The following is a 22845-nucleotide window of genomic DNA, read 5'->3' as shown; positions in this document are numbered from 1 at the left end:
TCGAGAGAGTGAAACCGACCAACAAATCCCTGCTGTCCATGCCTGAACGCCAGATCCCGCAGATGCCGTCTGACGAACCCGAGACTATACCGCCCGCCGAACCAGCGCGTGAGGCACCCAGCGAGCCGCCCATCGCGCCTGTGCTTGCTGAGCTGCCGCTGCCATCGTTTCAATCTGGCACCACTTCACTGTCAGCTCCGCCGATTGTGGTGGTGCCGGTTACGCAGCCACTGCCTGCTCGCGCCAGCCACAAGCTGATCGGGGCGCTGATCTGTACCAGCCTGGCGCTGGTGGCCTCGCTGGTTTTTATTGCCCGCTTGCACCTTGCGGCACTTCCTCTGGTGGTCAACGAACCGCAGCCATTGGCTGAGTTTGGCGTGGCCGCCATTGATCAGCCCGATCCCCTCTATGCCATGGAGCTGGCCTTTCCGCCGCGCGAGACCACTATCCCCCAGCCGGTAGCGGCTCCCGGCCAGAAGCCAGCCAAGCTGAAGATCGGTGTCTACAAACAGGCGGATAACGTCGAGAAGTGGCGCCGCTGGGCGCGCCAGCACAACGTCACCTTCGAGGCGGTGAAAAAGAACCGCGATGGGGAGCCCCATTACTTCCTCTATCTGTGCGAGCAGGATCCGGCACGGGTCGACCAGCTTAAGCTCGACGTGGCCCGTATCAGCGGCGAAACCCCGCTGCTGGTACGGCGGGCATCCAGCGCCAGCATCTAGCGAGCAATGAACCCCGGTTGTTGCCGTGAGTCAGCAGTGGCCAGCCGGAGGGGGAAATGTGGCTGGCCTTTATGGCGGGAGAATTGATTTACGCGAACGTCCGATTACGCCTGACGGCTAATCGAACCTACGGTATCTGGAGGGTGTCGGGGGTGGCATTGCCCCCTTCTCCCCTTGCGAGAGAAGGGTTGGGGATGAGGGGGCGTTATGCCAATCCAAGGTCAATGTTGGGCTTCTCGATGTTCGGCAGCGACCGGTATCAACCATATCTCACCACCTTATGTAGGTGCGATTAGCGCAGCGTAATCGGACGCTCGAGAAGCTGTTGCCCCGATTGTTGCCGTGAGTCAGCAGTGGCCAGCCGGAGGGGGAAATTCGGCCAGCCGTTATGGCGGGAGAATCAATTTACGCGAAAGTCCGATTACGCCTAGCGGCTAATCGAACCTACGAGTTGCTCCCTTCTCCCCTTGCGGGAGAAGGGTTGGGGATGAGGGGGCGTTATGCCAACCCAAGGTCAACGTTGTGCTTCTCGATGTTCGACACCAACCGGCATGCACCATATCTCACCGCCTCATGTAGGTTCGATTAGCGCAGCGTAATCGGACGAACGAGAGGCTTTGATTACGGTTGTTGCCGTGAAACAGGGGCGGCCAGCCGGAGGGAAAATTCGACTGGCCGTTATGGCGGGAGAGTTGATTTACGCGAACGTCCGATTACGCCTACCGGCTAATCGAACCTACGGGCTTCAGCTAATCAATGGCTATGGGCTGGCAAGAGGGATATGTCATAGCCCCGAGAGTATTTTCCTCTCGGGGCGTGATATCCAGAAGTGCATGCTATAAAAGCAAAAAGCCTCAGGAATCGACCACTTAATTACTGTTCGGTTAATTGCAGTGTCGCCATAATTGGCAAATGATCGCTGACGGTTGGCCAATTGATCCCGGCATAAACACCGGTCTTGGCCGGAATGGTGACATTTTTGATATTCCAGCGCTGCGCATTGCTGGTAAAAATGTAGTCAACCCCGATTTCAGGGTTATTTGCAGGCCATGTACGATGTTCCCGATTTAGTGGGGTGATCGAGTTCCAGTATTTTGTGACTTCCTTGATGCTGGCGGTCTCTGGCGTGTCATTAAAATCACCCATGAGTACTTTTATGCCACGAATTTCAATTGTCCGGTCATTAAGCTCCTGGATTTGGCCAATCCGCATTTCTGGATTCTCCTTGGTATCCAGATGGGTGTTGATTGCGGTAATGGTGGCCGGGAAGCCTGGCACGGAAACTTCGGTGATCAGCGCTATTCGTTGTTCTCTGTTGCCGGATGGCAGCTGTACAATTTCTTTGGTTTTGATCGGATATTTTGACAAGAATGCCAAACCATATTTACCACCATCAAAGTCAATTGCTGCACCAAACACACCATTCATGCCGGTGAGTTTTTTTAATTCAGCCAGGTGATCGATATTGCCACTGCGCTTTGTTAGTTGATCAACTTCCTGCAAAGCAACAATATCTGCTGAGCTAGCCTTTATTGCTGCTGCAATAGCACTGATATTTGACACTTTTGCCGCACCAATATTGAACGTGGCAACAGTAATGGATGGGCCTTTATTTTGTGCAAACACCTTGTTAGGTAACCCGTTCATGGCACTTGCCACTTCACGGCTGTTCTGGTTGTTGTTGGCACGCCCATCCTGAGCATTGGCACAGAGTGGAAGTGTTAGCGCCCCAATGAAAAAAAGACTGTATAGTTTGTTCATAAATATCTCTATAGAAAATGCTGTATTGTGCGTGATGTTTTTATCGGAAATGGAATGGTTTTATGGAGGTTTTTATATTCAACCTCTGATTTTTATACACTAAATTTTCGATGAGAATTAACCAAGTTGTTTTTGCTGTTATTGTGATGCAGCCCACTATTCAGGAGTTTCACCTGTCCCATTATTAAGCAGGTATTTATAAATAAAATAATAGTAGTGTGAATGGTGCGGGCCATAGCTGATCGGCGTCAGGCAGACGCACCACAAGCCACCACTTTCTGTAGGTGCGATTAGCGCAGCGTAATCGGACGAACGAGAGGCTTTGATTGCGGTTGTTGCCGTGGGTCAGCGGCGGCCAGCCGGAGGGGGAAATTCGGCTGGCCGTTATAGCGGGAGAGTTGATTTATGCGAATGTCCGATTACGCCTGACGGCTAATCGAACCTACGGGCTGCCTCTTAATCACTCCCCAATATATCGATAGTTTCTCGCAATGCCTGCTCCAAGTGATCCGCTCTAGAATCTGCGCAATTGGCAAATTCGAACTGTATCAGTTTGAGAACTGGAATTGAGGCAAATGCATATTGCTGATACCTCTGCAATTGGTAAATGGCAGCGATCTGCTGAGCCATTTTGATAGTTCGACCCGATTCATCTGTGCCAGACGCGAGGCATATCATTTTATGGAATGCTTCATAGGTACGTTGTTCTTGTTCACGTGAACGCTGATCAATCCATCTGAATAGGCCGATGACAAACGCTATAGCGGTACCAATAGCACCAAACAGTGGCAGGTTTTTAAGTATTAAATCCATAATTTTCCTTATAAAAACGGCGCCTCGCGGCGCCGTTTTTAATATCACAAACCAACCAAAATCACTGCAGCAGAGAGATATCCGCTACTTGCAGGAACAGGTTGCGCAGGTTATTCAGCAGCGCCAGACGGTTGGCCTTGAGGGCTTCGTCGTCGGCCATCACCATCACCTCGTTGAAGAAGGTATCGACCGGCTCGCGCAGGGCGGCCAGACGGGTGAGGGCGGCCTGATAGTCACCGGCAGCGAACAGCGGAGCCAGTTCGGCTTGCAGTTCGGCAACCTGGGTGGCCAGCGCCTTCTCGGCAGCGTCGACCAGCAGTTCCGGTTTGACGGCAGTCGGCAGTTCGCCTTCGACCTTGGCCAGAATGTTGCTCACGCGCTTGTTGGCGGCAGCCAGTGCCAGTGCGGCATCCAGAGTGCGGAAGTGGCTGACGGCCTTGACGCGACGATCGAAGTCGAGCGGACGGGTCGGGCGGCGGGCCAGTACGGCCAGCACCACGTCGGCACTAATGCCTTCGTCCTGATAGGCGGCGCGGAAGCGACCCAGCATAAAGTCGACCACGTCGGTGACGACGGTGTTGTTGGTCAGCTTGTCGCCGTAGACGCGTACCGCTTCTTCAACCAGTTCAACCAGATCCAGATCCAGCTGCTTCTCGGTCATGATGCGCAGGGCACCGATGGCGGCGCGACGCAGGGCGAACGGATCTTTGTCACCTTTGGGCAGCATGCCGATGCCGAAGATACCGGCCAGGGTGTCGAGCTTGTCGGCCAGCGCGACGGCGCAGGCTTCCAGAGCGGACGGCAGGGCATCACCGGCAAAGCGCGGCATGTACTGCTCGTTGAGGGCCACGGCCACCACTTCGTCTTCGCCATCGTGACGGGCGTAGTGCATCCCCATGACACCCTGGGTGCTGGCGAACTCGCCGACCATGTTGGTCATCAGATCACACTTGGAGAGCAGACCGGCACGCTTGGCCTGAGCCACGTTGGCGCCGATGCGCTCGGCGATAAAGCCGGCGACGGTCTCGATGCGCTCGACCTTGGCCTTGACGGTGCCCAGCTGTTGCTGGAACAGCACGGTTTCGAGGCGCGGCAGGCGGGAGGCCAGAGTTTGCTTGAGATCAGTCTTGAAGAAGAACTCGGCGTCAGAGAGACGGGGGCGAACCACCTTCTCGTTGCCGCTGATGATCTGGCTCGGGTCTTTCGACTCGATGTTGGTGACGAAGATGAACTTCGGCAGCAGCTTGCCGTTCTTGTCGTAGACCGGGAAGTACTTCTGGTCACCCTTCATGGTGTGAACCAGCGCTTCAGCGGGAACGGCCAGGAACTTCTCTTCAAAGTTGGCAGTCAGCACCACCGGCCACTCGACCAGTGCGGTGACCTCTTCCAGCAGGGCGTCATCCAGATCGGCAACGCCACCAAAGGCGGCAGCGGCCGCTTCGGCGTCAGCCTTGATCTTGGCCTTACGCACCATGAAGTCGGCAACCACTTTGCCTTTTTCCAGCAGGATCTGCGGGTACTGGCTGGCGTTGTCGATGGTGAACTCGGGCTCGCCCATAAAGCGGTGACCGCGAATAGTGCGGGCAGAGTCGATACCCAGAATGGTGGCGGGAACCAGATCCCCATCCAGCAGCAGGGTCACGGTGAACACCGGACGCACGAACTGGATGGTCTTGTCGCCCCAGCGCATCATTTTCGGGATCGGCAGCTTGGCCAGTGCAGCAGCAACCAGCTCGCCCAGCAGCTCTTTAGCCGGACGGCCTTCGACCTTGGCGGTGTGAACCAGCCATTCACCCTTGTCGGTGACCAGACGATCTGCCTGTGCAACTGTGATGCCGTTGCCACGGGCCCAGCCTTCGGCAGCCTTGGTCGGCTTGCCTTCGGCATCGAACGCCTGAGAGACGGCCGGGCCGCGCTTCTCGACGCTCTTGCTTGGTTGTTCGCCAGCCAGCTCGCTCACCTTGAGAGCCAGACGGCGCGGTGAGGCAAACCACTCGACACCGGCGAAGGCCAGATCGGCCTTGGTCAGTTCGCTTTTGAGGTTGTCGGCAAAGGCTTCGGCCAGGGAGCGCAGGGCTTTGGGCGGCAGCTCAGCAGTACCGATCTCTACCAGAAATGTATGTTGTGCCATGTCCGTTCCTTAACCTTGCTGCTCGTTGCTGTCACGACGCTGGCGCTCTTCGTCGCTGCGCTTGCACATGGGGAAACCCAGCGCTTCGCGGGAGGCGTAGTAAGCCTCGGCCACGGCCTTGGTCAGGGTGCGAATGCGCAGGATGTAGCGCTGACGCTCGGTGACCGAGATGGCCTTGCGGGCATCCAGCAGGTTGAAGGAGTGAGCGGCCTTGAGGATGCGCTCGTAGGCAGGCAGCGGCAGCGGTTTTTCCAGTGCCAGCAGGTGTTGGGCTTCCTTCTCGTACTGCTCGAAGCAGTGGAACAGGAAATCTACATCGGCGTGTTCGAAGTTGTAGGTGGATTGCTCCACTTCGTTCTGGTGGAACACGTCGCCGTAGGTGGTCTTGCCCAGCGGGCCGTCAGACCAGACCAGATCGTAGACGCTGTCTACGCCCTGAATGTACATGGCCAGACGCTCGAGACCGTAGGTGATCTCGCCGGTGACCGGCTTGCACTCGAGGCCGCCAACCTGCTGGAAGTAGGTGAACTGGGTCACTTCCATGCCGTTGAGCCACACTTCCCAACCCAGACCCCAGGCACCCAGCGTCGGGTTTTCCCAGTTGTCTTCCACAAAGCGGATGTCGTGGATTTGCGGATCCAGACCCAACTCTTGCAGCGAGCCGAGGTAGAGCTCTTGAATGTTGTCGGGGGAGGGCTTGATGATCACCTGAAACTGGTAGTAGTGCTGCAGGCGGTTCGGGTTTTCACCGTAGCGGCCGTCGGTAGGACGGCGGGACGGTTGCACGTAAGCGCAGGCGATGGGCTCAGGGCCCAGTGCGCGCAGACAGGTCATGGGGTGGGAAGTACCGGCACCCACTTCCATATCCAACGGCTGAATAATGGTACAGCCCTGGCGGGACCAGTAGTCCTGCAGCTGCAGGATCAGGCCCTGAAAGGTTTTGACATCGAATTTTTGCATAATTTTTTTTCGCGCGAAGTGAAAATCAGAGCAAGATTTGCTGAATGTGAACCGAGGGAGTATACCGTCTGGCATGGTCGGATAATAGGCGAAATTGCTGGGGATTCGCGAGATGGCGCCCTGTTATGACGGGTTAGCGGCGGGTTGGCGCCGGATGTTCACGGGATGATCTGCCCACGGGGTGGGAGGATATCGGGTATCAGTGAGAAGAGAGGAGATAGCCAAAGATGAATGAGATGGAACTGCGTTGTGCCTGGGTGACCCGTGATGCGGAATATATTGCGTACCATGACCAGCAGTGGGGTCGGCCGGTTTATGACCCCCGCGAGCTGTTTGCCAAGCTCTGCCTCGACGGCCAGCAGGCGGGGCTGTCGTGGCTCACCATCCTCAAGCGCACCGGGAGCTACTACCGTGCCTATGCCGACTTTGACCCGGTGCTGATCGCCCGGTTCGACGAGCAGGATGTGGAGCGGCTGATGCAGGACAGCGGCATTATCCGCAACCGGCTCAAGGTGCAGTCGATCATCAGAAATGCCCGCGCCTATCTGGCGTTGCAGGAGCAGGGCATCGACTTTGCCGATTACCTGTGGGCCTTTGTCGGCGGCGTGCCCATGGTCAACCAGCGCCAGGGTAACGGCGATATTCCGGCTACCTCACCGGAGTCGGATGCTATGTCCAAGGCGCTCAAGAAGCTCGGCTTCAACTTCGTTGGCAGTACCATCTGTTACGCCTTTATGCAGGCGGTGGGCATGGTGAACGATCATCTGGTCAGCTGTCCTTGCCACGTTGAGTGTCAAAAGACACCACGTTAAGCCTCTTTGTTGCATCCGGTTCAGTCGGTATACAGTGATGGGCGTTCAGAATCTCGCTCCCAACTTAAGGAGTCATTCATGTCTTTCATCACTGTTCGCGGACGCACTTGTCGTGCCCTGATCCTGGCTTGTGCCACCCTGTTGACCTCACTGCCTGCCCTGGCTGTCAAAGAGGCGCGCGATATTCGTCAGGATGGTCGTAGCGACGCGCGTGACGTTCGTCAGGATAGCTACAACGGTCATCAGGATGCCCGCCACGATGCCCGTGATGTGCGTCAGGATGGCCGCCCGCAAGCCCGCGATACCAAGCAGGATTGCCGTCAGGAAGAGTACCTGAACAACGTCGACTGCCGTCAGGACAAGCGCCAGTTCAAGCAGGACGTGCGTGAAGAGGCGCGGGATATCCGCCGTCGCTGATGCTGGCCAGTGGGGGGGATCGCTCTGTTCACCGTTGCCCACCGTGCAACAGCCATGTTGAGACCGCATTGCGGCTCATCCGGCGATAAAAAGGCTCCTCGCAATCGGGAGCCTTTTTTACAGGTGTCATGGCCTGTGTCGTGGGCGATCTTCTGCAGTTCTCGGTGCGGGTCGGGGGATGGGGTGGTTCAGGTGAGGTCCAGTGTGGTTTGCCATAATAGGCCGATTTGCGGGATCGGGGCGTAGTCGACATCCTGACGTCACACCTTGGCGCGCGGCTGGGGTAGAATGCGCGCCTTCCCGTTTTGAGTCGTTTTTTCAGAGGTTTTTACATGCATTTCAAGATGATTGTTCCGGCGGTTGCATTGGCTGTGGCGCTGAGTGGTTGCACTACCAACCCGTATACCGGTGAGCAGCAAACTTCCAAGGCGGTGTGGGGTTCACTGGCGGGTGCCGCGACCGGTGCTGCAGTGGGTGCCATGTCTTCCAGCAAGGGCGATCGCAAGAAGGGTATCTGGACCGGCGTGGCCGCAGGTGCCGCACTGGGTGGTGGTATCGGTTATTACATGGATGTGCAGGAAGCCAAGCTGCGCGAGAAGTTGCAGGGCACCGGCGTCAGTGTTACCCGTAACGGTGACGAACTGATCCTCAATATGCCGAACAGCGTGACCTTCGACAGCTCCAGCTCCCAGTTGAAAGCGGCCGGTGCCAACACCCTCTCCGGCGTAGCCATGGTGGTTGCCGAATTCGACAAGACCCGCCTGAACGTGGTTGGTCACACCGACAGTTCAGGTTCCCGCGATCTGAACATGAAGCTCTCTCGTGAGCGTGCCGATGCCGTTGCCGCCCAGCTGATTGGCCAGGGTGTATCAGGCAGCCGTATCTCTACTCGTGGCGTTGGCCCGGATCAGCCGATTGCTTCTAACAGCACCGCTGACGGCAAGGCGCAGAACCGTCGCGTCACCATTACCCTGACCCCGACCGGTAAATAAGCCGCCGATGGTCTTGTAATGAAAAAGGCCCCGCCAGTGATGGCGGGGCCTTTTCGTTGGTGCAGTGACAGGCAATGGCGGCTTGGTGCTTGGCTCCCTTCTCCCCTTGCGGGAGAAGGGCTGGGGATGAGGGGAGCTGCAAGCCTTATGGTAAACAGGGCAAACAAACAGAAAGGTCCCTCACCCTGCCCCTCTCCCAGAGGGAGAGGGAACAGACCCCGGATCTCGCTACTCCCTCAGCCATTGGTCACGGCATGACATCGCGTGGTTTAGACCGCCGCAGTCAGCTGCACTTCCACCTTGTAGCCTTCATGGGCGAGGCGGGCCTGTACGCAGGCGCGAACCGGTGCAGTGCCAGCCGGGATCCAGCTGTCCCACTGCTCGTTGAAGGCGGCGATGTCGCTGATGTCCTTGAGATAGATGTTGGCCATCAGGATCTTGTTGACGCCGGAGCCGTTGGCTTCCAGCAGACGCTGCAGGCTGGTCAGCACTTCGCGGGTCTGCTGGTGGATATCCGCCTCTTCACTGACAGGGACTTCTACCACATAGAGGGTGCCATTGTGGATGACCACATCTGACCAACGCTGGGTGGTGCCGATTCGGGTAATGGTTGTCATGGATTGCTCCGGTACTGGGGCTTATTGACCCTTGCGGATCAGATAGCGGTAAGGGGCCTGCTCTGTCTCGCTGGCGATCAGGGTGTGATCCATAAAGCGGCAGAAACTGGGGATGTCGCGGGTGGTTGAAGGGTCGTCGGCGCTGACCAGCAGGGTCTCGCCATCCGCCATCAGCCGTACTTTCTTACGAACCATCATTACGGGTTCCGGGCAACGAAGCCCGATTGCGTCCAACTCATAAGTCGCGTCGCAGAATAAATCACTCATCTATTATCAACCTTCAACCTATTCGGCTGCCAATGATACTCAGGGCTAAAAAATAATCAAATAAACGCCCTGTTAACCAGCATATGTAACCAAAATGTTATTTAACCCTATCCAGTGTGCGCCGGACGAGTAATATAAAAATTGCACCATATTCAACAAGGAGGTGAATATGCAGGTTTCATACGGCAGATTACAGGCCTACGCAGGCATGGGGTTCTTGTCTTTCGCCATGATAGTGATGGGCAGCCCGATCGGGAATACCGGTACCTGGTTCGGCTCCATGGTGATGGTCGGATTGGGGCTCTGGATCGAGCTCAGCGATTACTATGACGAGGATGAGGACGAAAACGATCAATCCTGAATCGGATGACGATTCAACAACAAAGGCGGAGCAATTCCGCCTTTGTCATTTCTGCCGTTTGGCAATTTGTCCGGATCAGCGGGTCGAGCGCATGGCGCGTTCCAGTTGCAGCGCCGTCTGTTGCGGGTCGCCTTTGGCGTCATTGAAGAAGTTACCGAGCACGTCAAAGATGGCCTGACGCATATTGGTCGGGGTGGCCATCCCCTCTGCCATGCTGGGTAGCAGGTTGTCCTGCTTCTCCGCTTGCAGGAAATCCTGATAGGAGTGGATGGCGCAGCGGTCGAACTTGCTCATATCAGGGTTGGTCAGTGCCGGGATCGATCCCTTCACCCGATTGAACTCCTGCTGGAATTTCGGCGTCATCAGCAGCTGAGCCAGATCGCCCTGCGCCTGCAGCTGGGCGGGATCCCGCTGTTTGAACATGGCGATGGAGTCGAGGTTGTAGCTGAACAGCCCGGCACTACCCGGGCTTGGCAGGCAGGCGATATCCTCACCGGGCCGGTAGTTGCCCGCGCTCAGCTCCCCCTTCACCCAGTCCCCCATCAGCTGCATGGCAGCGCCACCACTCTCTAGCAAGTTGGTGGCCTGGTGCCACTTAAGGCCTGCGTATTTTTGCGGTACATAGGCACGGAGCTGGTGGAAGCGGGTCAGTACCCGCACCATGTCGGGGCCGGTCAGGGTGGCGCTGTCCTGTTCGAGAAACGCCTTACGGTAGAACTCTTTACCGCCCTCACCGAGCGCTACCGTTTCAAACAGCACCGCCAGCTGCCAAGGCTCGTTGCCGATGGCGAGCGGGGTGATGCCCCGCTGTTTGAGTTGCTCGGCGACCGTGATGAACTGGGCCCAGTCGTCGGGCGGGGTGAGCTTTTGCTGCTCGAACACCTTGCGGTTGAGCCACAGCCAGTTGACTCGATGGATACCGGTAGGCACCGCCATCAGGGCGTCATGCTGGCTGAGAGTAGCCCGCACCATGGGGGGCATTTTGGCATACCAGCCAAGGTGCTCGGCCATCGGGCTCAAATCGCGCAAGAAACCGAGACCGGCCCACTCCTTGAGCTCGTAACCCTTGAGGTGCGCCGCCTCCGGCGGGTTGGCTGCCAGTGCCCGGCTTTTCAGTACCGTCATGGCGCTCTTGCCGCCGCCCCCTTGCACCGCGAAATCATTCCACTGATTGCCTTGGGCAGCCCATTCGGATTTGAGCTCTTCCACCGCTTTCGCTTCACCACCGGAGGTCCACCAGTGCAGCACCTCCACCTGGGAGGCGGAGGCAGAGCCACAGAGCAGGGCAAGCAGGGAGATCGGGAACCACTTCATGGGCAACTACCTTGGGAGAGAGAGGGTGGCCTGCAGGCCGCCTTGCGGACGATTTTCCAGCACCAGATCGCCGCCATGGGCGTGGGAAATATTGCGGGCGATGCCAAGGCCGAGGCCGGTTCCCGCCTGATCGGTGCTGAGCCGGTAGTAGGGTTCGAAGATGCGTTCGAACTGATCTTCCGGCAGGCCGGGACCTTCGTCCATGATGAACAGGATCAACATTTCCGCGTCATCCATGATGATGATGCGTACCCGCTGACCATATTTGATGCCGTTATCCACCAGATTGCCGATGCAGCGCTTGAGGGCCAGCAGCTTGCCGCGATAGGGCCACTTGCAGTGCCCCTCGATAGTCAGTCGCTCGTCGTGCAGGTTCATCGACTCCGCCATCTGCTCCAGCAGGGCGTTGATGTCGATCTCCTCGATATTCTCGTGGATGTCGGTCTCTTTTACCGTCTGTAGCGCCCCTTTCACCATCAGCTCCAGCTCGTCGAGATCCTTGTTGAACTTGCCGATCTGCACCTCGTCGTCGAGCAGCTCGACCCGCAGCCGCAGCCGGGTGATAGGGGTCTTGAGGTCGTGGGAGATGGAGCTGAACAGCCGTTCCCTATCATCGATATAACGGCGAATACGGTGCTGCATGATGTTGAAGGCGCGGGTGGCCGCCACGATCTCCGACGCCCCTTCTTCTTTCAGTGAAGGCTGGTCGATATCCTTGCCCAGATTCACCGCCGCCTTGGCGAGACGGCGCAAAGGGCGGGTCTGCCAGCGCACCAGCATAAAGGTGAAGAAGCAGAGGAACACCGTCATCAGGGCGATAAAGCGCACCTGATTGCTCGGCATCACGGTATCGTCGAGGGTCATGTAGGGGGCGGGCAGCAGGGCCGCCAGATAGAGCCATTCCCCCTTTTCAATCTCGATCTGGGTCACCAGCACCGGCGGATTGAGCGGTTCCAGCGACAGGGTATAGCGGGCCCAGGAGGAGGGGAGATCCGCCAGCAGGGTGTCATTGTTGAAGACGTGGAGGTCGTCGGGTCGGGAGAAATCCACCTTGATCGCCATGGCATCGGAGAGCTTGCGGGTCAGCACCCCCTGCACCTCCTGCAGCACCAGCGTCTTGCGCTCGCTGTCGGGGATGGCGTTGATGTGGATCTCCTCCTCGTTGAGCGAGACGAAGAAGCGGCTGCCGCCCATGTTGCGCAGCTGGTCCAGCGCGATATGGCGATACTGCAGCGGCAGAGATTTGAAGAAGTTGACGGTGGAGGCGGCGGAGAGCGCCAGGTTGCGGGTGGTGCTGATCATCCCCTCCAGCTCCCGCTTCTGGATCTGCTGCATCCAGATGCCGGTCAGAATGGTCTGGGAGAGCAGGATGGCCAGCAACAGCAGCAGGATCATCCGTGACAGCAGGGAGCGGGGCACCAGCACCCCCCAGGACCACTTGTGGCTCATGGCAGCTCGTGTACCTCGGCAATCAGCATGTAGCCGCTGCCGCGAATGGTCTTGATGATGCGCGGACTCTTGCCGTTGTCACCCAGCTTCTGGCGCAGGCGACTGATCTGCACGTCGATGCCGCGCTCCATCGGCAGGCTCTCGCGGCCGCGGGTGGCATCGGAGATGGTATCCCGATCCAGCACCAGACCGGGCTGCTGCAGGAACATGCCGAGCAGCATGGCATCGCTGCCGGAGAGATCCAGCAGGCTGCCATCGTCATGGGTCAGCTGGTGGCTCAGAGTGTCGAGGGTCCACTCGGCAAAACGCAGGCGGCGGCTCGGCTCTTTCTCTTTTTCCGGTTGGCGGAATTCGGCGCGGCGCAGCAGCGCCTTGATGCGGGCCTGCAGTTCACGGGGGCTGAACGGCTTGGCGATATAGTCGTCGGCGCCGAGCTCGAGGCCGATCACCCGATCCGCTTCGTCGGAGGCGGCGGTCAGCATGATAATGGGTACCTGGGAGTCACGACGGATCTGCTGGCAGAGGGTAAAACCGTCCTCGCCGGGCATCATGATGTCCAGAATAATCAGGTCCGGGCTGTGCTGGGCGAGTTGCTGGCGCATCTCGTTGCCACCGGCGGCCGTCAATACCTGAAAGCCCGCCCGGGTCAGGTACTCATTGAGCAGCTCGCGGATCTCTTGGTCGTCATCGACGATCAGCAGTTGTTTGCTCATTGACATATGTATGTGCATCCACCCATTTTTTTGTGCAGATTGAACCTGTCGGGGGAGTAAAAAGCAAGCAAGCCCCCCATCTAATGTGAGGTTTAAGGCAATAACAGGCTATTGATAAGGTTAAAACGAAAAAAGGCCGACCCAAACGGGACGGCCAACAGATAACTGCTGACAACTGACGATCACCCCGTGTGGCTCTCGTCACAGACTTGAAAAGGGGCCAGTCAGACTGGCCCCGAAAAGGGACAACACTCAGTCATGCATCCCGTCGATCCGGCTGGTCATCACACCCGTTCGAATACGGTGGCGATACCCTGACCCAGACCGATACACATGGTGGCAACCCCCAGGGTGGCATCTTTCTCCTCCATCAGATTGATGAGGGTGGTGGAGATGCGGGCACCGGAGCAGCCGAGCGGGTGGCCCAGCGCAATGGCGCCGCCGTTGAGGTTGACCTTCTCGTCCACCAGATCCTGCAGACCCAAATCCTTGACGCAGGGCAGGGACTGGGCGGCAAACGCCTCGTTCAACTCGAACAGGTCGATATCACCGACAGTCAGACCGGCACGCTTGAGCGCTTTCTGGGTCGCCGGTACCGGGCCGTAACCCATGATGGCGGCATCACAACCGGCGATCGCCATGGCGCGCACCCTGGCGCGGGGCGTGAGGCCGAGGGCCTTAGCGCGATCCGCACTCATCACCAGCATGGCGGCGGCGCCGTCAGACAGGGCTGAGGAGGTACCGGCAGTGACGGTGCCGTTGACCGGGTCAAACACCGGGCGCAGCTGGCTCAGGGTTTCGACCGTGGTCTCCGGGCGGATCACTTCGTCGTAGTCGTAGAAGAAGCGGGCGCCGCTGGCGTCATGGCCTTCCAGCCCGACGATCTCCTTGGCGAAACGCCCTTCCACTGTGGCAGCATAGGAACGGCGATGGGAGCGAGCTGCAAACTCGTCCTGCTGCTGGCGACTAATGCCGTGCAGCTTGCCGAGCATTTCGGCGGTCAGCCCCATCATGCCGGAGGCTTTCGCCACCGACTTGGCCATGCCGGGGTGGAAGTCGACGCCGTGGCTCATCGGCACGTGGCCCATGTGCTCGACGCCGCCGATGATGAAGATATCCCCATCACCCACCTGAATGGCGCGGGAAGCGTCGTGCAGCGCCTGCATGCTTGATCCGCACAGGCGGTTGACGGTGACCGCCCCCACCTGCTTCGGAATACCAGCCAGCAGTGAGGCGTTACGGGCGATGTTGAAGCCCTGCTCCAGAGTCTGCTGCACGCAGCCCCAGTAGATATCCTCGATCTCGTTCGGGTCGAGGTTGGGGTTGCGCAGCAGGATGGATTTCATCAGGTGCGCGGACAGATCTTCTGCACGCACGTTGCGGAAGGCGCCGCCCTTGGACCGGCCCATGGGGGTCCGGATACAGTCGACAATGACTACGTCTTTCATGAATGGATCTCCTTTCCGCAATCAGTAGAAGGTTTTGCCCTGGGCGGCCATCTCGCGCAGCTTGTCGCTGACGCGGTAGAGCGGGCCCAGATCGGCATACTGGTCGGCCATGGCCACGTAACGATCCAGACCAATGGTGTCCAGATAGCGGAACACGCCGCCGCGGAAGGGAGGGAAGCCCAGACCGTAGACCAGTGCGATGTCGGCTTCGGCTGGGGTGGCGACAATGCCCTCTTCCAGACAGAGCACCACCTCGTTGATCATCGGGATCATCATGCGAGCTATGATGGCTTCTTTGTCAAAGTCCTGCTTCGGCTTGGCAATGGGGGCCAGCAGCTCGTAAGCAGCTACGTCGGCCACCTTCTTCGGCTTGCCCTTCTTGTCCTGCTCGTAAGAGTAGAAACCCTTGCCATTCTTCTGACCGAAGCGACTCACCTCATACATCACGTCGATGGCGGTGCGGCCTTCTTTGCTCATGCGTGCCGGGAAACCCTGCGCCATCACATCACCGGCATGGTGGCCGGTATCGATGCCGACCACGTCCAGCAGGTAGGCGGGGCCCATCGGCCAGCCGAACTCCTTCTCCATCACCTTGTCGACGGCCGCGAAGTCGGCGCCATCGGCAACCAGCTTGTTGAAGCCGAAGAAGTAGGGGAACAGCACCCGGTTGACGAAGAAGCCCGGGCAGTCGTTAACCACCACCGGGGACTTGCCCATGGCGGCGGCATAGGCCACCACGCGGTTGATGGTTTCATCGGAGGTCTGCTCGCCGCGGATGATCTCCACCAGTGGCATGCGGTGTACCGGGTTGAAGAAGTGCATGCCGCAGAAGTTCTGCGGGCGCTTCAGCCCCTTGGCCAGCAGGGAGATGGGAATGGTGGAGGTGTTGCTGGCGAGCACGGCGTCTTCGCCAATGATCCCTTCCACTTCGCCCAGTACGGCGGCCTTCACCTTGGGGTTCTCGACCACGGCTTCGACCACCAGATCCACATGCTTGACGTTGTCATAGCTGAGGGTCGGGGTAATGGCAGAGAGCACCTGGCCCATCTTGATGCCATCGATGCGGCCCTTTTCTAGCTGGCCGTTGAGCAGCTTGGTGGCTTCGCCCATGCCAAGCGCCAGTGCCTTCTCGTTGATATCCTTCATCACGGCCGGAATGCCCTTGCTGGCAGACTGGTAGGCGATGCCGCCCCCCATGATGCCGGCACCCAGTACGGCGGCGTGGCTAGTGGCCTTAGCAGCCTGCTTGGCAGCCTTTTTGGCCAGCGCCTTGATGTGTTGATCGTTCAAGAAGATACCGACCAGCGCCTTGGCGACATCGGTCTTGGCCAGTTTGATAAAGCCCTGTGCCTCAACGGCCAGCGCCTCGTCACGGCCCATGCCAGCGGCGGCTTCGACGGTTTTCACCGCGGTCATCGGCGCCGGATAGTGTTTGCCCGCCACGGCGGCAACCATGCCAGCAGCGGTGGTGAAGCTCATCATGGCTTCCAGTTTTGAGAGGCGCAGCGGGGCTTTTTTGGCGGCGCGGCGGCTCTGCCAGTCCAGCTTGCCCGCGATGGCGTCTTTCATCATCTGCAGCGCAGCGCTGTGCAGCGCGTCGGGGGCGACCACGGCATCGATGGCACCCACCTTGAGGGCATCATCGGCACGGTAATCCTTGCCGGTGGTGATCCACTCCAGCGCGTTGTCGGCGCCGATCACCCGTGGCAGACGGACGGTGCCGCCAAAGCCCGGCATGATGCCGAGTTTGGTCTCGGGCAGGCCGATTTTGGCTGTGGTATCAGCCAGACGGAAGTCGGTGGAGAGGATGGTCTCGCAGCCGCCGCCCAGGGCGTGGCCTTTGATGGCAGAGAGGGTCGGCACTGGCAGATCTTCGATGGCGTTGAAGATGTCGTTGGCCTTTTTCAGCCAGCCGAGCAGATCTTCTTGCGGCAGATCGAACAGTTCCAGGAATTCGGTAATATCGGCGCCGACGATAAAGGCGTCTTTGCCGGAGGTGAGGATCAGACCTTTTAGTTCACGTTCTTGTTGTAATGCGGCGATCGCTTCGCTCAGGGAGAGCAGGGTAGCGCGATCCAGCTTGTTGACTGAACCCGGGGCATCAAACCTCAGTTCGGCAATGCCGTTTTCGAGGTAGCTGACCGACAGGGTTTCGCCTTGGTAGATCATGAGAGTGTCTCCTTGTTCCCACTCAGTGGGGGGTGTTGCTCCTTTATCCCCAGCAGGGGGCGAGGCTCACTATTGATCCAAAAGGAGACATTTTCAACACCTATTTAAAACATTTGTTTAACACCTCTCGAGTAAAAGCTCTTCATCACAAAACGGGTAAAAGAGAGGCGCCTTGCGGCGCCTCCGATGGATGTGAGTTTGTTATCAACTGGCCAGTTCCGGCCGGTTGCGATACTGGTTCAGCACCTCTGGGTCGGCGAGGGCGTGGGTGTTGTTGACCGGTCTGTTGTGCACCACTTCCCGCACCGCCAGTTCGACGATCTTGCCGGACTTGGTGCGAGGGATGGCATCCACCTGCAGGATGCGGGCGGGCACGTGGCGGGCGGTGCAGTGCTGTTTTATCTGCTGACGGATCCGCTCGCGCAGCGGCTCGTCCAGCTTGTAGCCTGCCTTGAGCTTGACGAACAGCACCACCCGCTCGTCCTGCTGCCACTGCTGGCCGATGACGATGCTCTCCTCCACCTCGTCCAGCTGCTCCACATAGCGGTAGATCTCGCTGGTGCCGATGCGCACGCCGCCCGGGTTGAGGGTGGCATCGGAGCGGCCGTAGAACAGAATGCCGCCGGTCGGGGTCAGCTCGATCCAGTCGCCGTGGCACCAGATGTTGTCGAACCGCTCGAAGTAGGCGGCGTGGTATTTGTCGCCGTTCTCATCTCCCCAGAAGCCCACCGGCTGGGCTGGGAACGGTTTGGTGCAGACCAGTTCGCCCTTCTCCCCCTGCACCGGCTGGCCCGCTTCGTTGAATACCTGCACCGCGAGGCCAAGGCCGCGCCCCTGACTCTCGCCGCGATAGACCGGGCTGAGGGGGTTGCCGATGACAAAGCAGGAGCAGATGTCGGTGCCGCCGGAGATGGAGCTGAGCTGCACATTCTGTTTGATCTGCTGATAGACGTAGTCGAACCCCTCTGGCGACAGCACAGATCCGGTGCTGCAGATCAGCCGCAACTGCGGCAAGTCGTGGGTCTTGATGGGGGCATAACCCTGCTTGTGCAGCGCATCGAGATACTTGGCCGAGGTGCCGAACAAGCTGACCTGCTCGTCGCGGGCCAGATCCCACAGCACGTTACCGTCCGGATAAAACGGCGAGCCATCGTAGAGCACCAGAGTCGCGCCAGAGGCGAGAGCGCTCACCAGCCAGTTCCACATCATCCAGCCGCAGGTGGTGAAGTAGAAGATCCGCTCCCCCGGTTTGATATCGCAGTGCAGCTGGTGCTCTTTCAGGTGTTGCAGCAGGGTGCCGCCAATGCCGTGGACGATGCACTTGGGTTTGCCGGTGGTGCCGGACGAATAGAGGATATAGAGCGGATCGTTGAAAGCCATCGGCTCGAAGGTGAGTTGGGCACCTTGCTGGCTCGCCAGCAGTTGTTGCCAGTCGTGGCCAAGCTGCAGCGGGTTGCCGAGCAGCGGGATCATCACCGTCTGCTCTATGCTGCCTAACTGGCTCACCACGCTGGCGACCTTCTGCTGAATGTCGATCCCCTTGCCGTTGTAGCGATAGCCATCCACCGCGAACAGCACCCGCGGCCGGGTCTGGCCGAAGCGTTCCACCACGCTGGCTTCACCGAAGTCGGGGCTGGTGGAGGTCCAGATCGCCCCGAGGCTGCTGGTGGCCAGCATGGCCACCACGGTTTCCGGAATATTGGGCAGGTAGGCGGCAACCACATCGCCACGACCAATCCCCTGCTGGCGCAGCCACTGGGCCAGCCGGGCCACCTGATCACTCAATTCACGCCAGCTGAGGGTGCGGCTTGGACTCCCTTCAATGCGAGAGATGATGGCCGGGCTCTCGTCCTGACGGCGCAGCAGGTTTTCGGCGAAGTTGAGGCGGCTGTCGGGGAACCAGCGGGTGCGCTGCATATCCTGACGGTTCTCCGCCACTATGTTGCCGAGCTCGCCCTTGACGCCACAGTGCTGCCACACCAGTGGCCAGAAACGGGTGGTCTTCTCCACCGACCATTGGTAAAGCTGCGGATAGTTCTGCAACTGCAAGCCGTGGAAACGGTTCACCTCCGCCATAAAACGGTAGAGGTTGGATTGCTGCATCCCGAGCGGATCCGGTTGCCACAGGCAGAGGTTGTCCATGAGTAATCCCTGACGTCATGTATCTAGCGGCAGTGTATTGAATTGTTTTTGATTTGTTAATGATTGGTTCTCTGTTGATAACAAACACTTTGTAACGCATGCGTTACCTCACGAAGCGACAGCTTGACGGGTCGAGCCGCCCCGAGCTTGGTGTTATGCTGCTATCACATTCACCTCGGAGCAGGACGCCATGAGCAGCTACAGCCAACTTTTTGCCCAGCACCTCGATACCTTGCAGCAGCGCACCCGCGATATTCTGCAACAACAGGGGCTCAGCGGACTGGCCATCCACTCCGGCCAGACCCACCGCATCTTCCTCGATGATCAGGATTACCCGTTCAAGGTAAACCCGCACTTCAAGGCCTGGTTGCCGGTGCTGGACAACCCTCACTGCTGGCTGCTGGTGGACGGGGTGAACAAACCGGTGCTGCTGTTCTATCGTCCGGTGGATTTCTGGCACAAGGTGGCGGATCTGCCCAATGCCTTCTGGGTCGAGTTCTTCGATATCCGTTTCCTGACCCGACCGGAGCAGGTGGCTGACCATCTGCCTGCCAACAAGCAGGAGTGGGCCTATCTGGGCGGCCATCTGGAAGTGGCCGACCTGCTGGGGCTGACCCAGCCCAATCCGGAAGCGGTACTCAACTATCTGCACTATCACCGCGCCTACAAGACCCCCTACGAGCTGGAGTGTCTGCGCGAGGCGACCCGCATCGGGGTGCGCGGCCATATCGCGGCCAAGGACTCCTTTATGGCGGGGGCGAGCGAGTTCGAGATCAATCTGGCCTACATGAAGGCGGTCGGGCAGGGGGCCAATGAGGCGCCCTACGGCAATATCGTCGCCATCAACCGCAACGCGGCCATCCTTCACTACACCCATTTGTCTGCCTTGCGGGTGCCGGATGCGGAGCGCCACTCCTTCCTGATCGATGCCGGCGTCGATTTTCACGGTTATGCCTCCGACATCACCCGTACCTGGGCGTGGCGGCGCGGCGAGTTTGCCGATCTGATTGCTGCCCTCGACGAGCAGCAGCAGGAGATCATCAAGGAGATCAAACCGGGCCGTCGCTACAGCGAGCTGCATCTGCAGATGCACCACAAGCTGGCGCGCCTGCTGCAAGCCACCGAGCTGGTGGACATGTCGGTGGACGAGATGATCAACACCGGGGTGACCAACGTCTTCTTTCCGCACGGCCTCGGCCACTTCCTCGGTCTGCAGGTGCACGACGCCGGTGGCTTCATGCAGGATGAGCGCGGCACCCATCTGGCGGCGCCCGAGCTGTTCCCCTATCTGCGCTGCACCCGGGTGATGGAGGTGGATCAGGTGTTCACCATCGAGCCGGGGCTCTACTTCATCGACAGTTTGCTGGAGCCGCTGCGTCAGGGCGAACAGGGCAAACGGGTCAACTGGAACAAGGTGGAGGCACTGCGGCCGTTTGGCGGCATCCGCATCGAAGACAACATAGTGCTGCACGCCAACGGGGTGGAGAACATGACCAGACAAGCAGGGCTCTGATGGCGGCAGCGTACTCCATTCCGGCCGCCCCGCTGGAACTGACCGAAGAGATCAAGAAGAGCCGCTTCATTACCCTGATTGCCCACACCCCGACCGTCGAGGCGGCCAAGGGGTGGGTCAATGAGATCAAGCGTCAACATCCGACCGCTCGCCATCACTGCTGGGCCTTTGTGGCGGGGGCGCCGCAAGATAGCCAGGTCTATGGCTTCAGCGATGATGGCGAACCTTCCGGCACGGCGGGCAAGCCGATCTTGGCCCAGTTGATGGGGTCTGGATTCGGTGAAATCTGCGCCGTGGTGGTGCGTTACTACGGCGGTATCCAGCTTGGTACCGGCGGACTGGTCAAAGCCTATGGGGGTGGTGTCGGTGCCGCCCTCAAGCAGCTGCCAACCCTGCTCAAGGTGCCGCGCACTCCCTCTCTCATTCACTGCGATTACGGTGACATGGGGACGGTCGAGTCGCTGATCAGCAGCCACAATGGTGAATTGCTGGCGGCCGATTACGGTCAGCAGGTCACCTTGCAGGTGGCGTGGGAATCCTCTGTTTGGGCTCAGGTTGACCGTGAATTGACCGATCGGACTCATGGACGGGTATCCCTCAGTCCCTTAGATGGCTAGAATCCATCGCTCTTTAATGGGGAAAAGGGAGCTGTAATGCACATCCTGAGCATCGTTCGCATTGTTGGCCTGCTGGTTGCGCTATTTAGCTCGACCATGCTGTTGCCTGCGCTGGTGGCCTTCGGCTATCGGGATGGGGGTGGTGCCGAGTTCGTCAGCTCTTTTCTGATCGCCCTGCTGCTCGGCGTGGTGCTCTGGTTTCCCAACCGCTATCACAAGAAGGAGATGCGCTCGAAAGAGGGCTTCCTCATCGTGGTGCTGTTCTGGACTGTGCTGGGCAGCGTGGGGGCTGTGCCCTTCATTATTGGCGATGTGCCGGACATGTCGGTTTCGGAGGCCTTCTTCGAATCTTTTTCCGGCCTGACCACTACCGGCGCGACGGTACTAACCGGGCTCGATAATCTGCCCAAAGCGTTTCTGTTTTACCGCCAGCTGTTGCAGTGGCTGGGGGGGATGGGGATCATCGTACTGGCGGTGGCCATTCTGCCCCTGCTCGGGATCGGTGGCATGCAGCTCTACCGTGCCGAGATCCCGGGGCCGGTCAAGGATACCAAGGTGACGCCGCGTATCGCCGAAACGGCCAAGGCGCTCTGGTTCATCTATCTGCTGCTGACCGCGCTCTGTGCGCTGGCCTACTGGCTCGCCGGGATGACGCTGTTCGATGCGGTGTGCCATTCGTTCTCGACCCTGTCGGTCGGTGGCTTCTCCACCCACGATGCCAGTATCGGTTTCTTTAACAGTCCGGTCATCAACCTGATTACCGTGGTGTTCCTGCTGCTGGCCAGCGTGAACTTTGCGCTCCACTTTACTGTCTTTTCCCACCGCCCGGTTCGGCTCGGACGCTACCTCTATGATGCGGAGCTCAAGGTGTTCCTGGCCATCCAGGCGACCCTGGTGATGATCTGCTTTGTCGCCTTGCTGACTCATGGGCACTATGACACCTGGCAAGAGGCGCTCAATCACGGTCTGTTCCAGGCGGTCTCTCTGGGCACCACCACCGGCTACAGCACCACCACCTATGCAGACTGGCCCTCTTTTCTGCCCATGCTGCTGATGTTCTCCGCTTTTATCGGCTGTTGCGCGGGCAGTACCGGGGGCGGCATCAAGGTGATGCGTTTCATGATCCTGTTCATGCAGGGGATGCGTGAGCTGAAGCGGCTGGTTCACCCCAGAGCCATCTATACATTGAAGCTGGGGCAGCGGGCGGTGCCCGAGCGCATCGTCGAGGCGGTGTGGGGTTACTTCGCTACCTATATCATTCTCTTCTTTATGTTCATGCTGTTGTTGCTGATGACCGGGCTAAACGAAGTGACCGCATTCACCGCCGTGGCTGCTGCCTTTACTAACGTGGGGCCGGGGTTGGGAGAGGTCTCTGCCAACTTCGGCAACATCTCGCCAGCAGCACAGTGGGTGCTGGTGGTGGCCATGTTGTTTGGTCGATTGGAAATTTTCACGCTTCTGGTACTGTTTACCCCTGCCTTCTGGCGTAGTTGAGGTTGTTATGGACAAGATTCTGGTGCTTTATTCCTCTCGGGATGGCCAAACCCGCAAAATAGTAGATGTCATGCTGGAGCAGATGCCGGGATGCGAAGTGGTGATGCATGACCTGCACTCCCTGCCGATGTGC

At 58.8% G+C, this 22845-nt stretch carries 21 protein-coding genes (1 of these 21 running past the window's edge); 9 read left to right on the top strand and 12 right to left on the bottom strand.

Features of this window, described 5'->3' with window-relative positions; all coding sequences use genetic code 11:
• Positions 1 to 8 precede the first annotated feature (8 nt).
• The gene (locus ACY8FN_RS03030) at positions 9 to 722 is read left to right on the top strand and encodes a hypothetical protein (RefSeq protein ID WP_463099196.1); all 714 of its coding nucleotides are present in this window, start codon (positions 9 to 11) and stop codon (positions 720 to 722) included.
• Between the two features lie 873 nt (positions 723 to 1595).
• On the opposite strand, the gene ACY8FN_RS03025 is transcribed toward ACY8FN_RS03030, so the two are convergent.
• From ACY8FN_RS03025 to glyQ, 4 genes are all read right to left on the bottom strand, one after another.
• The gene (locus ACY8FN_RS03025) at positions 1596 to 2483 is read right to left on the bottom strand and encodes an endonuclease/exonuclease/phosphatase family protein (RefSeq protein ID WP_463099195.1); all 888 of its coding nucleotides are present in this window, start codon (positions 2481 to 2483) and stop codon (positions 1596 to 1598) included.
• Between the two features lie 456 nt (positions 2484 to 2939).
• On the bottom strand, positions 2940 to 3296 hold the full coding sequence (locus ACY8FN_RS03020; RefSeq protein ID WP_463099194.1) for a hypothetical protein: 357 nt from the start codon (positions 3294 to 3296) through the stop codon (positions 2940 to 2942).
• A gap of 61 nt (positions 3297 to 3357) precedes the next feature.
• On the bottom strand, positions 3358 to 5427 hold the full coding sequence (gene glyS, locus ACY8FN_RS03015; protein WP_463099193.1) for a glycine--tRNA ligase subunit beta: 2070 nt from the start codon (positions 5425 to 5427) through the stop codon (positions 3358 to 3360).
• A 9-nt stretch (positions 5428 to 5436) separates the two neighbouring features.
• Positions 5437 to 6387, bottom strand: coding sequence for a glycine--tRNA ligase subunit alpha (gene glyQ, locus ACY8FN_RS03010; RefSeq protein ID WP_042021076.1), 951 nt, complete (start codon positions 6385 to 6387; stop codon positions 5437 to 5439).
• Between the two features lie 236 nt (positions 6388 to 6623).
• Here glyQ and ACY8FN_RS03005 point away from each other — a divergent pair, with 236 nt between their 5' ends.
• The 3 genes from ACY8FN_RS03005 to ACY8FN_RS02995 all read left to right on the top strand — a co-directional run bounded on the left by ACY8FN_RS03005 (position 6624) and on the right by ACY8FN_RS02995 (position 8608).
• On the top strand, positions 6624 to 7199 hold the full coding sequence (locus tag ACY8FN_RS03005) for a DNA-3-methyladenine glycosylase I (protein WP_463101124.1): 576 nt from the start codon (positions 6624 to 6626) through the stop codon (positions 7197 to 7199).
• 78 nt (positions 7200 to 7277) lie between these two features.
• A complete protein-coding gene (locus tag ACY8FN_RS03000; protein WP_042021073.1) occupies positions 7278 to 7616 on the top strand; it encodes a hypothetical protein in 339 nt (112 codons plus the stop codon).
• 332 nt (positions 7617 to 7948) lie between these two features.
• Positions 7949 to 8608, top strand: coding sequence for an OmpA family lipoprotein (locus ACY8FN_RS02995; protein ID WP_101345888.1), 660 nt, complete (start codon positions 7949 to 7951; stop codon positions 8606 to 8608).
• Positions 8609 to 8877: 269 nt separating this feature from the next.
• Here ACY8FN_RS02995 and ACY8FN_RS02990 read toward each other — a convergent pair whose 3' ends face one another.
• A complete protein-coding gene (locus ACY8FN_RS02990) occupies positions 8878 to 9225 on the bottom strand; it encodes a RidA family protein (RefSeq protein WP_101318972.1) in 348 nt (115 codons plus the stop codon).
• Between the two features lie 21 nt (positions 9226 to 9246).
• Positions 9247 to 9492 carry a sulfurtransferase TusA gene (tusA, locus tag ACY8FN_RS02985; protein ID WP_463099192.1) on the bottom strand — a complete coding sequence of 82 codons (246 nt, stop codon included), beginning with the start codon at positions 9490 to 9492 and terminating at the stop codon, positions 9247 to 9249.
• Positions 9493 to 9661: 169 nt separating this feature from the next.
• On the opposite strand from tusA, the gene ACY8FN_RS02980 reads away from it, so the two are divergent.
• A complete protein-coding gene (locus ACY8FN_RS02980; RefSeq protein ID WP_005339471.1) occupies positions 9662 to 9853 on the top strand; it encodes a hypothetical protein in 192 nt (63 codons plus the stop codon).
• A gap of 75 nt (positions 9854 to 9928) precedes the next feature.
• Here the strand turns inward: ACY8FN_RS02980 and ACY8FN_RS02975 are convergent, their stop codons facing one another.
• From ACY8FN_RS02975 to ACY8FN_RS02950, 6 genes are all read right to left on the bottom strand, one after another.
• The gene (locus ACY8FN_RS02975; RefSeq protein ID WP_101318968.1) at positions 9929 to 11167 is read right to left on the bottom strand and encodes an ABC transporter substrate-binding protein; all 1239 of its coding nucleotides are present in this window, start codon (positions 11165 to 11167) and stop codon (positions 9929 to 9931) included.
• Between the two features lie 6 nt (positions 11168 to 11173).
• Positions 11174 to 12616 (bottom strand): ATP-binding protein, encoded by a 1443-nt coding sequence (locus ACY8FN_RS02970; RefSeq protein WP_162515546.1) that lies wholly within the window; start codon positions 12614 to 12616, stop codon positions 11174 to 11176.
• Positions 12613 to 13335: a response regulator gene (locus ACY8FN_RS02965; RefSeq protein ID WP_042021059.1), complete on the bottom strand. Its 723-nt coding sequence runs from the start codon at positions 13333 to 13335 to the stop codon at positions 12613 to 12615. The genes ACY8FN_RS02970 and ACY8FN_RS02965 overlap by 4 nt, the downstream gene beginning before the upstream one ends.
• A gap of 278 nt (positions 13336 to 13613) precedes the next feature.
• On the bottom strand, positions 13614 to 14777 hold the full coding sequence (gene fadA / locus ACY8FN_RS02960; protein ID WP_101318966.1) for an acetyl-CoA C-acyltransferase FadA: 1164 nt from the start codon (positions 14775 to 14777) through the stop codon (positions 13614 to 13616).
• 21 nt (positions 14778 to 14798) lie between these two features.
• Positions 14799 to 16946 (bottom strand): fatty acid oxidation complex subunit alpha FadB, encoded by a 2148-nt coding sequence (gene fadB, locus ACY8FN_RS02955; protein WP_463099191.1) that lies wholly within the window; start codon positions 16944 to 16946, stop codon positions 14799 to 14801.
• Positions 16947 to 17150: 204 nt separating this feature from the next.
• Positions 17151 to 19088: an acetoacetate--CoA ligase gene (locus tag ACY8FN_RS02950; RefSeq protein WP_463099190.1), complete on the bottom strand. Its 1938-nt coding sequence runs from the start codon at positions 19086 to 19088 to the stop codon at positions 17151 to 17153.
• Between the two features lie 190 nt (positions 19089 to 19278).
• Between ACY8FN_RS02950 and pepQ the strand changes: the two genes are divergently transcribed.
• The 4 genes in view from pepQ to hemG are tightly spaced (at most 36 nt apart) and all read left to right on the top strand, a layout consistent with a single transcriptional unit that may run on beyond the window.
• Positions 19279 to 20601 (top strand): Xaa-Pro dipeptidase, encoded by a 1323-nt coding sequence (gene pepQ / locus ACY8FN_RS02945; RefSeq protein ID WP_303845353.1) that lies wholly within the window; start codon positions 19279 to 19281, stop codon positions 20599 to 20601.
• Positions 20601 to 21218, top strand: coding sequence for a YigZ family protein (locus ACY8FN_RS02940; protein ID WP_213393705.1), 618 nt, complete (start codon positions 20601 to 20603; stop codon positions 21216 to 21218). Before pepQ ends, ACY8FN_RS02940 begins: the two co-directional genes overlap by 1 nt.
• Before the next feature lie 36 nt (positions 21219 to 21254).
• Positions 21255 to 22712, top strand: coding sequence for a TrkH family potassium uptake protein (locus ACY8FN_RS02935; protein ID WP_463099189.1), 1458 nt, complete (start codon positions 21255 to 21257; stop codon positions 22710 to 22712).
• Between the two features lie 7 nt (positions 22713 to 22719).
• On the top strand, positions 22720 to 22845 hold the beginning of the coding sequence (gene hemG / locus ACY8FN_RS02930) for a menaquinone-dependent protoporphyrinogen IX dehydrogenase (RefSeq protein WP_463099188.1). 399 nt of this gene lie beyond the right edge of the window; 126 of the gene's 525 nt are visible here — the first part of the coding sequence; it begins with the start codon at positions 22720 to 22722; the stop codon falls past the right edge of the window.

Source organism: Aeromonas sp. 160P (assembly GCF_055193095.1).
Note: the sequence above shows the minus strand (reverse complement) of the source record. Positions and strands in the feature narration are given on the sequence as shown.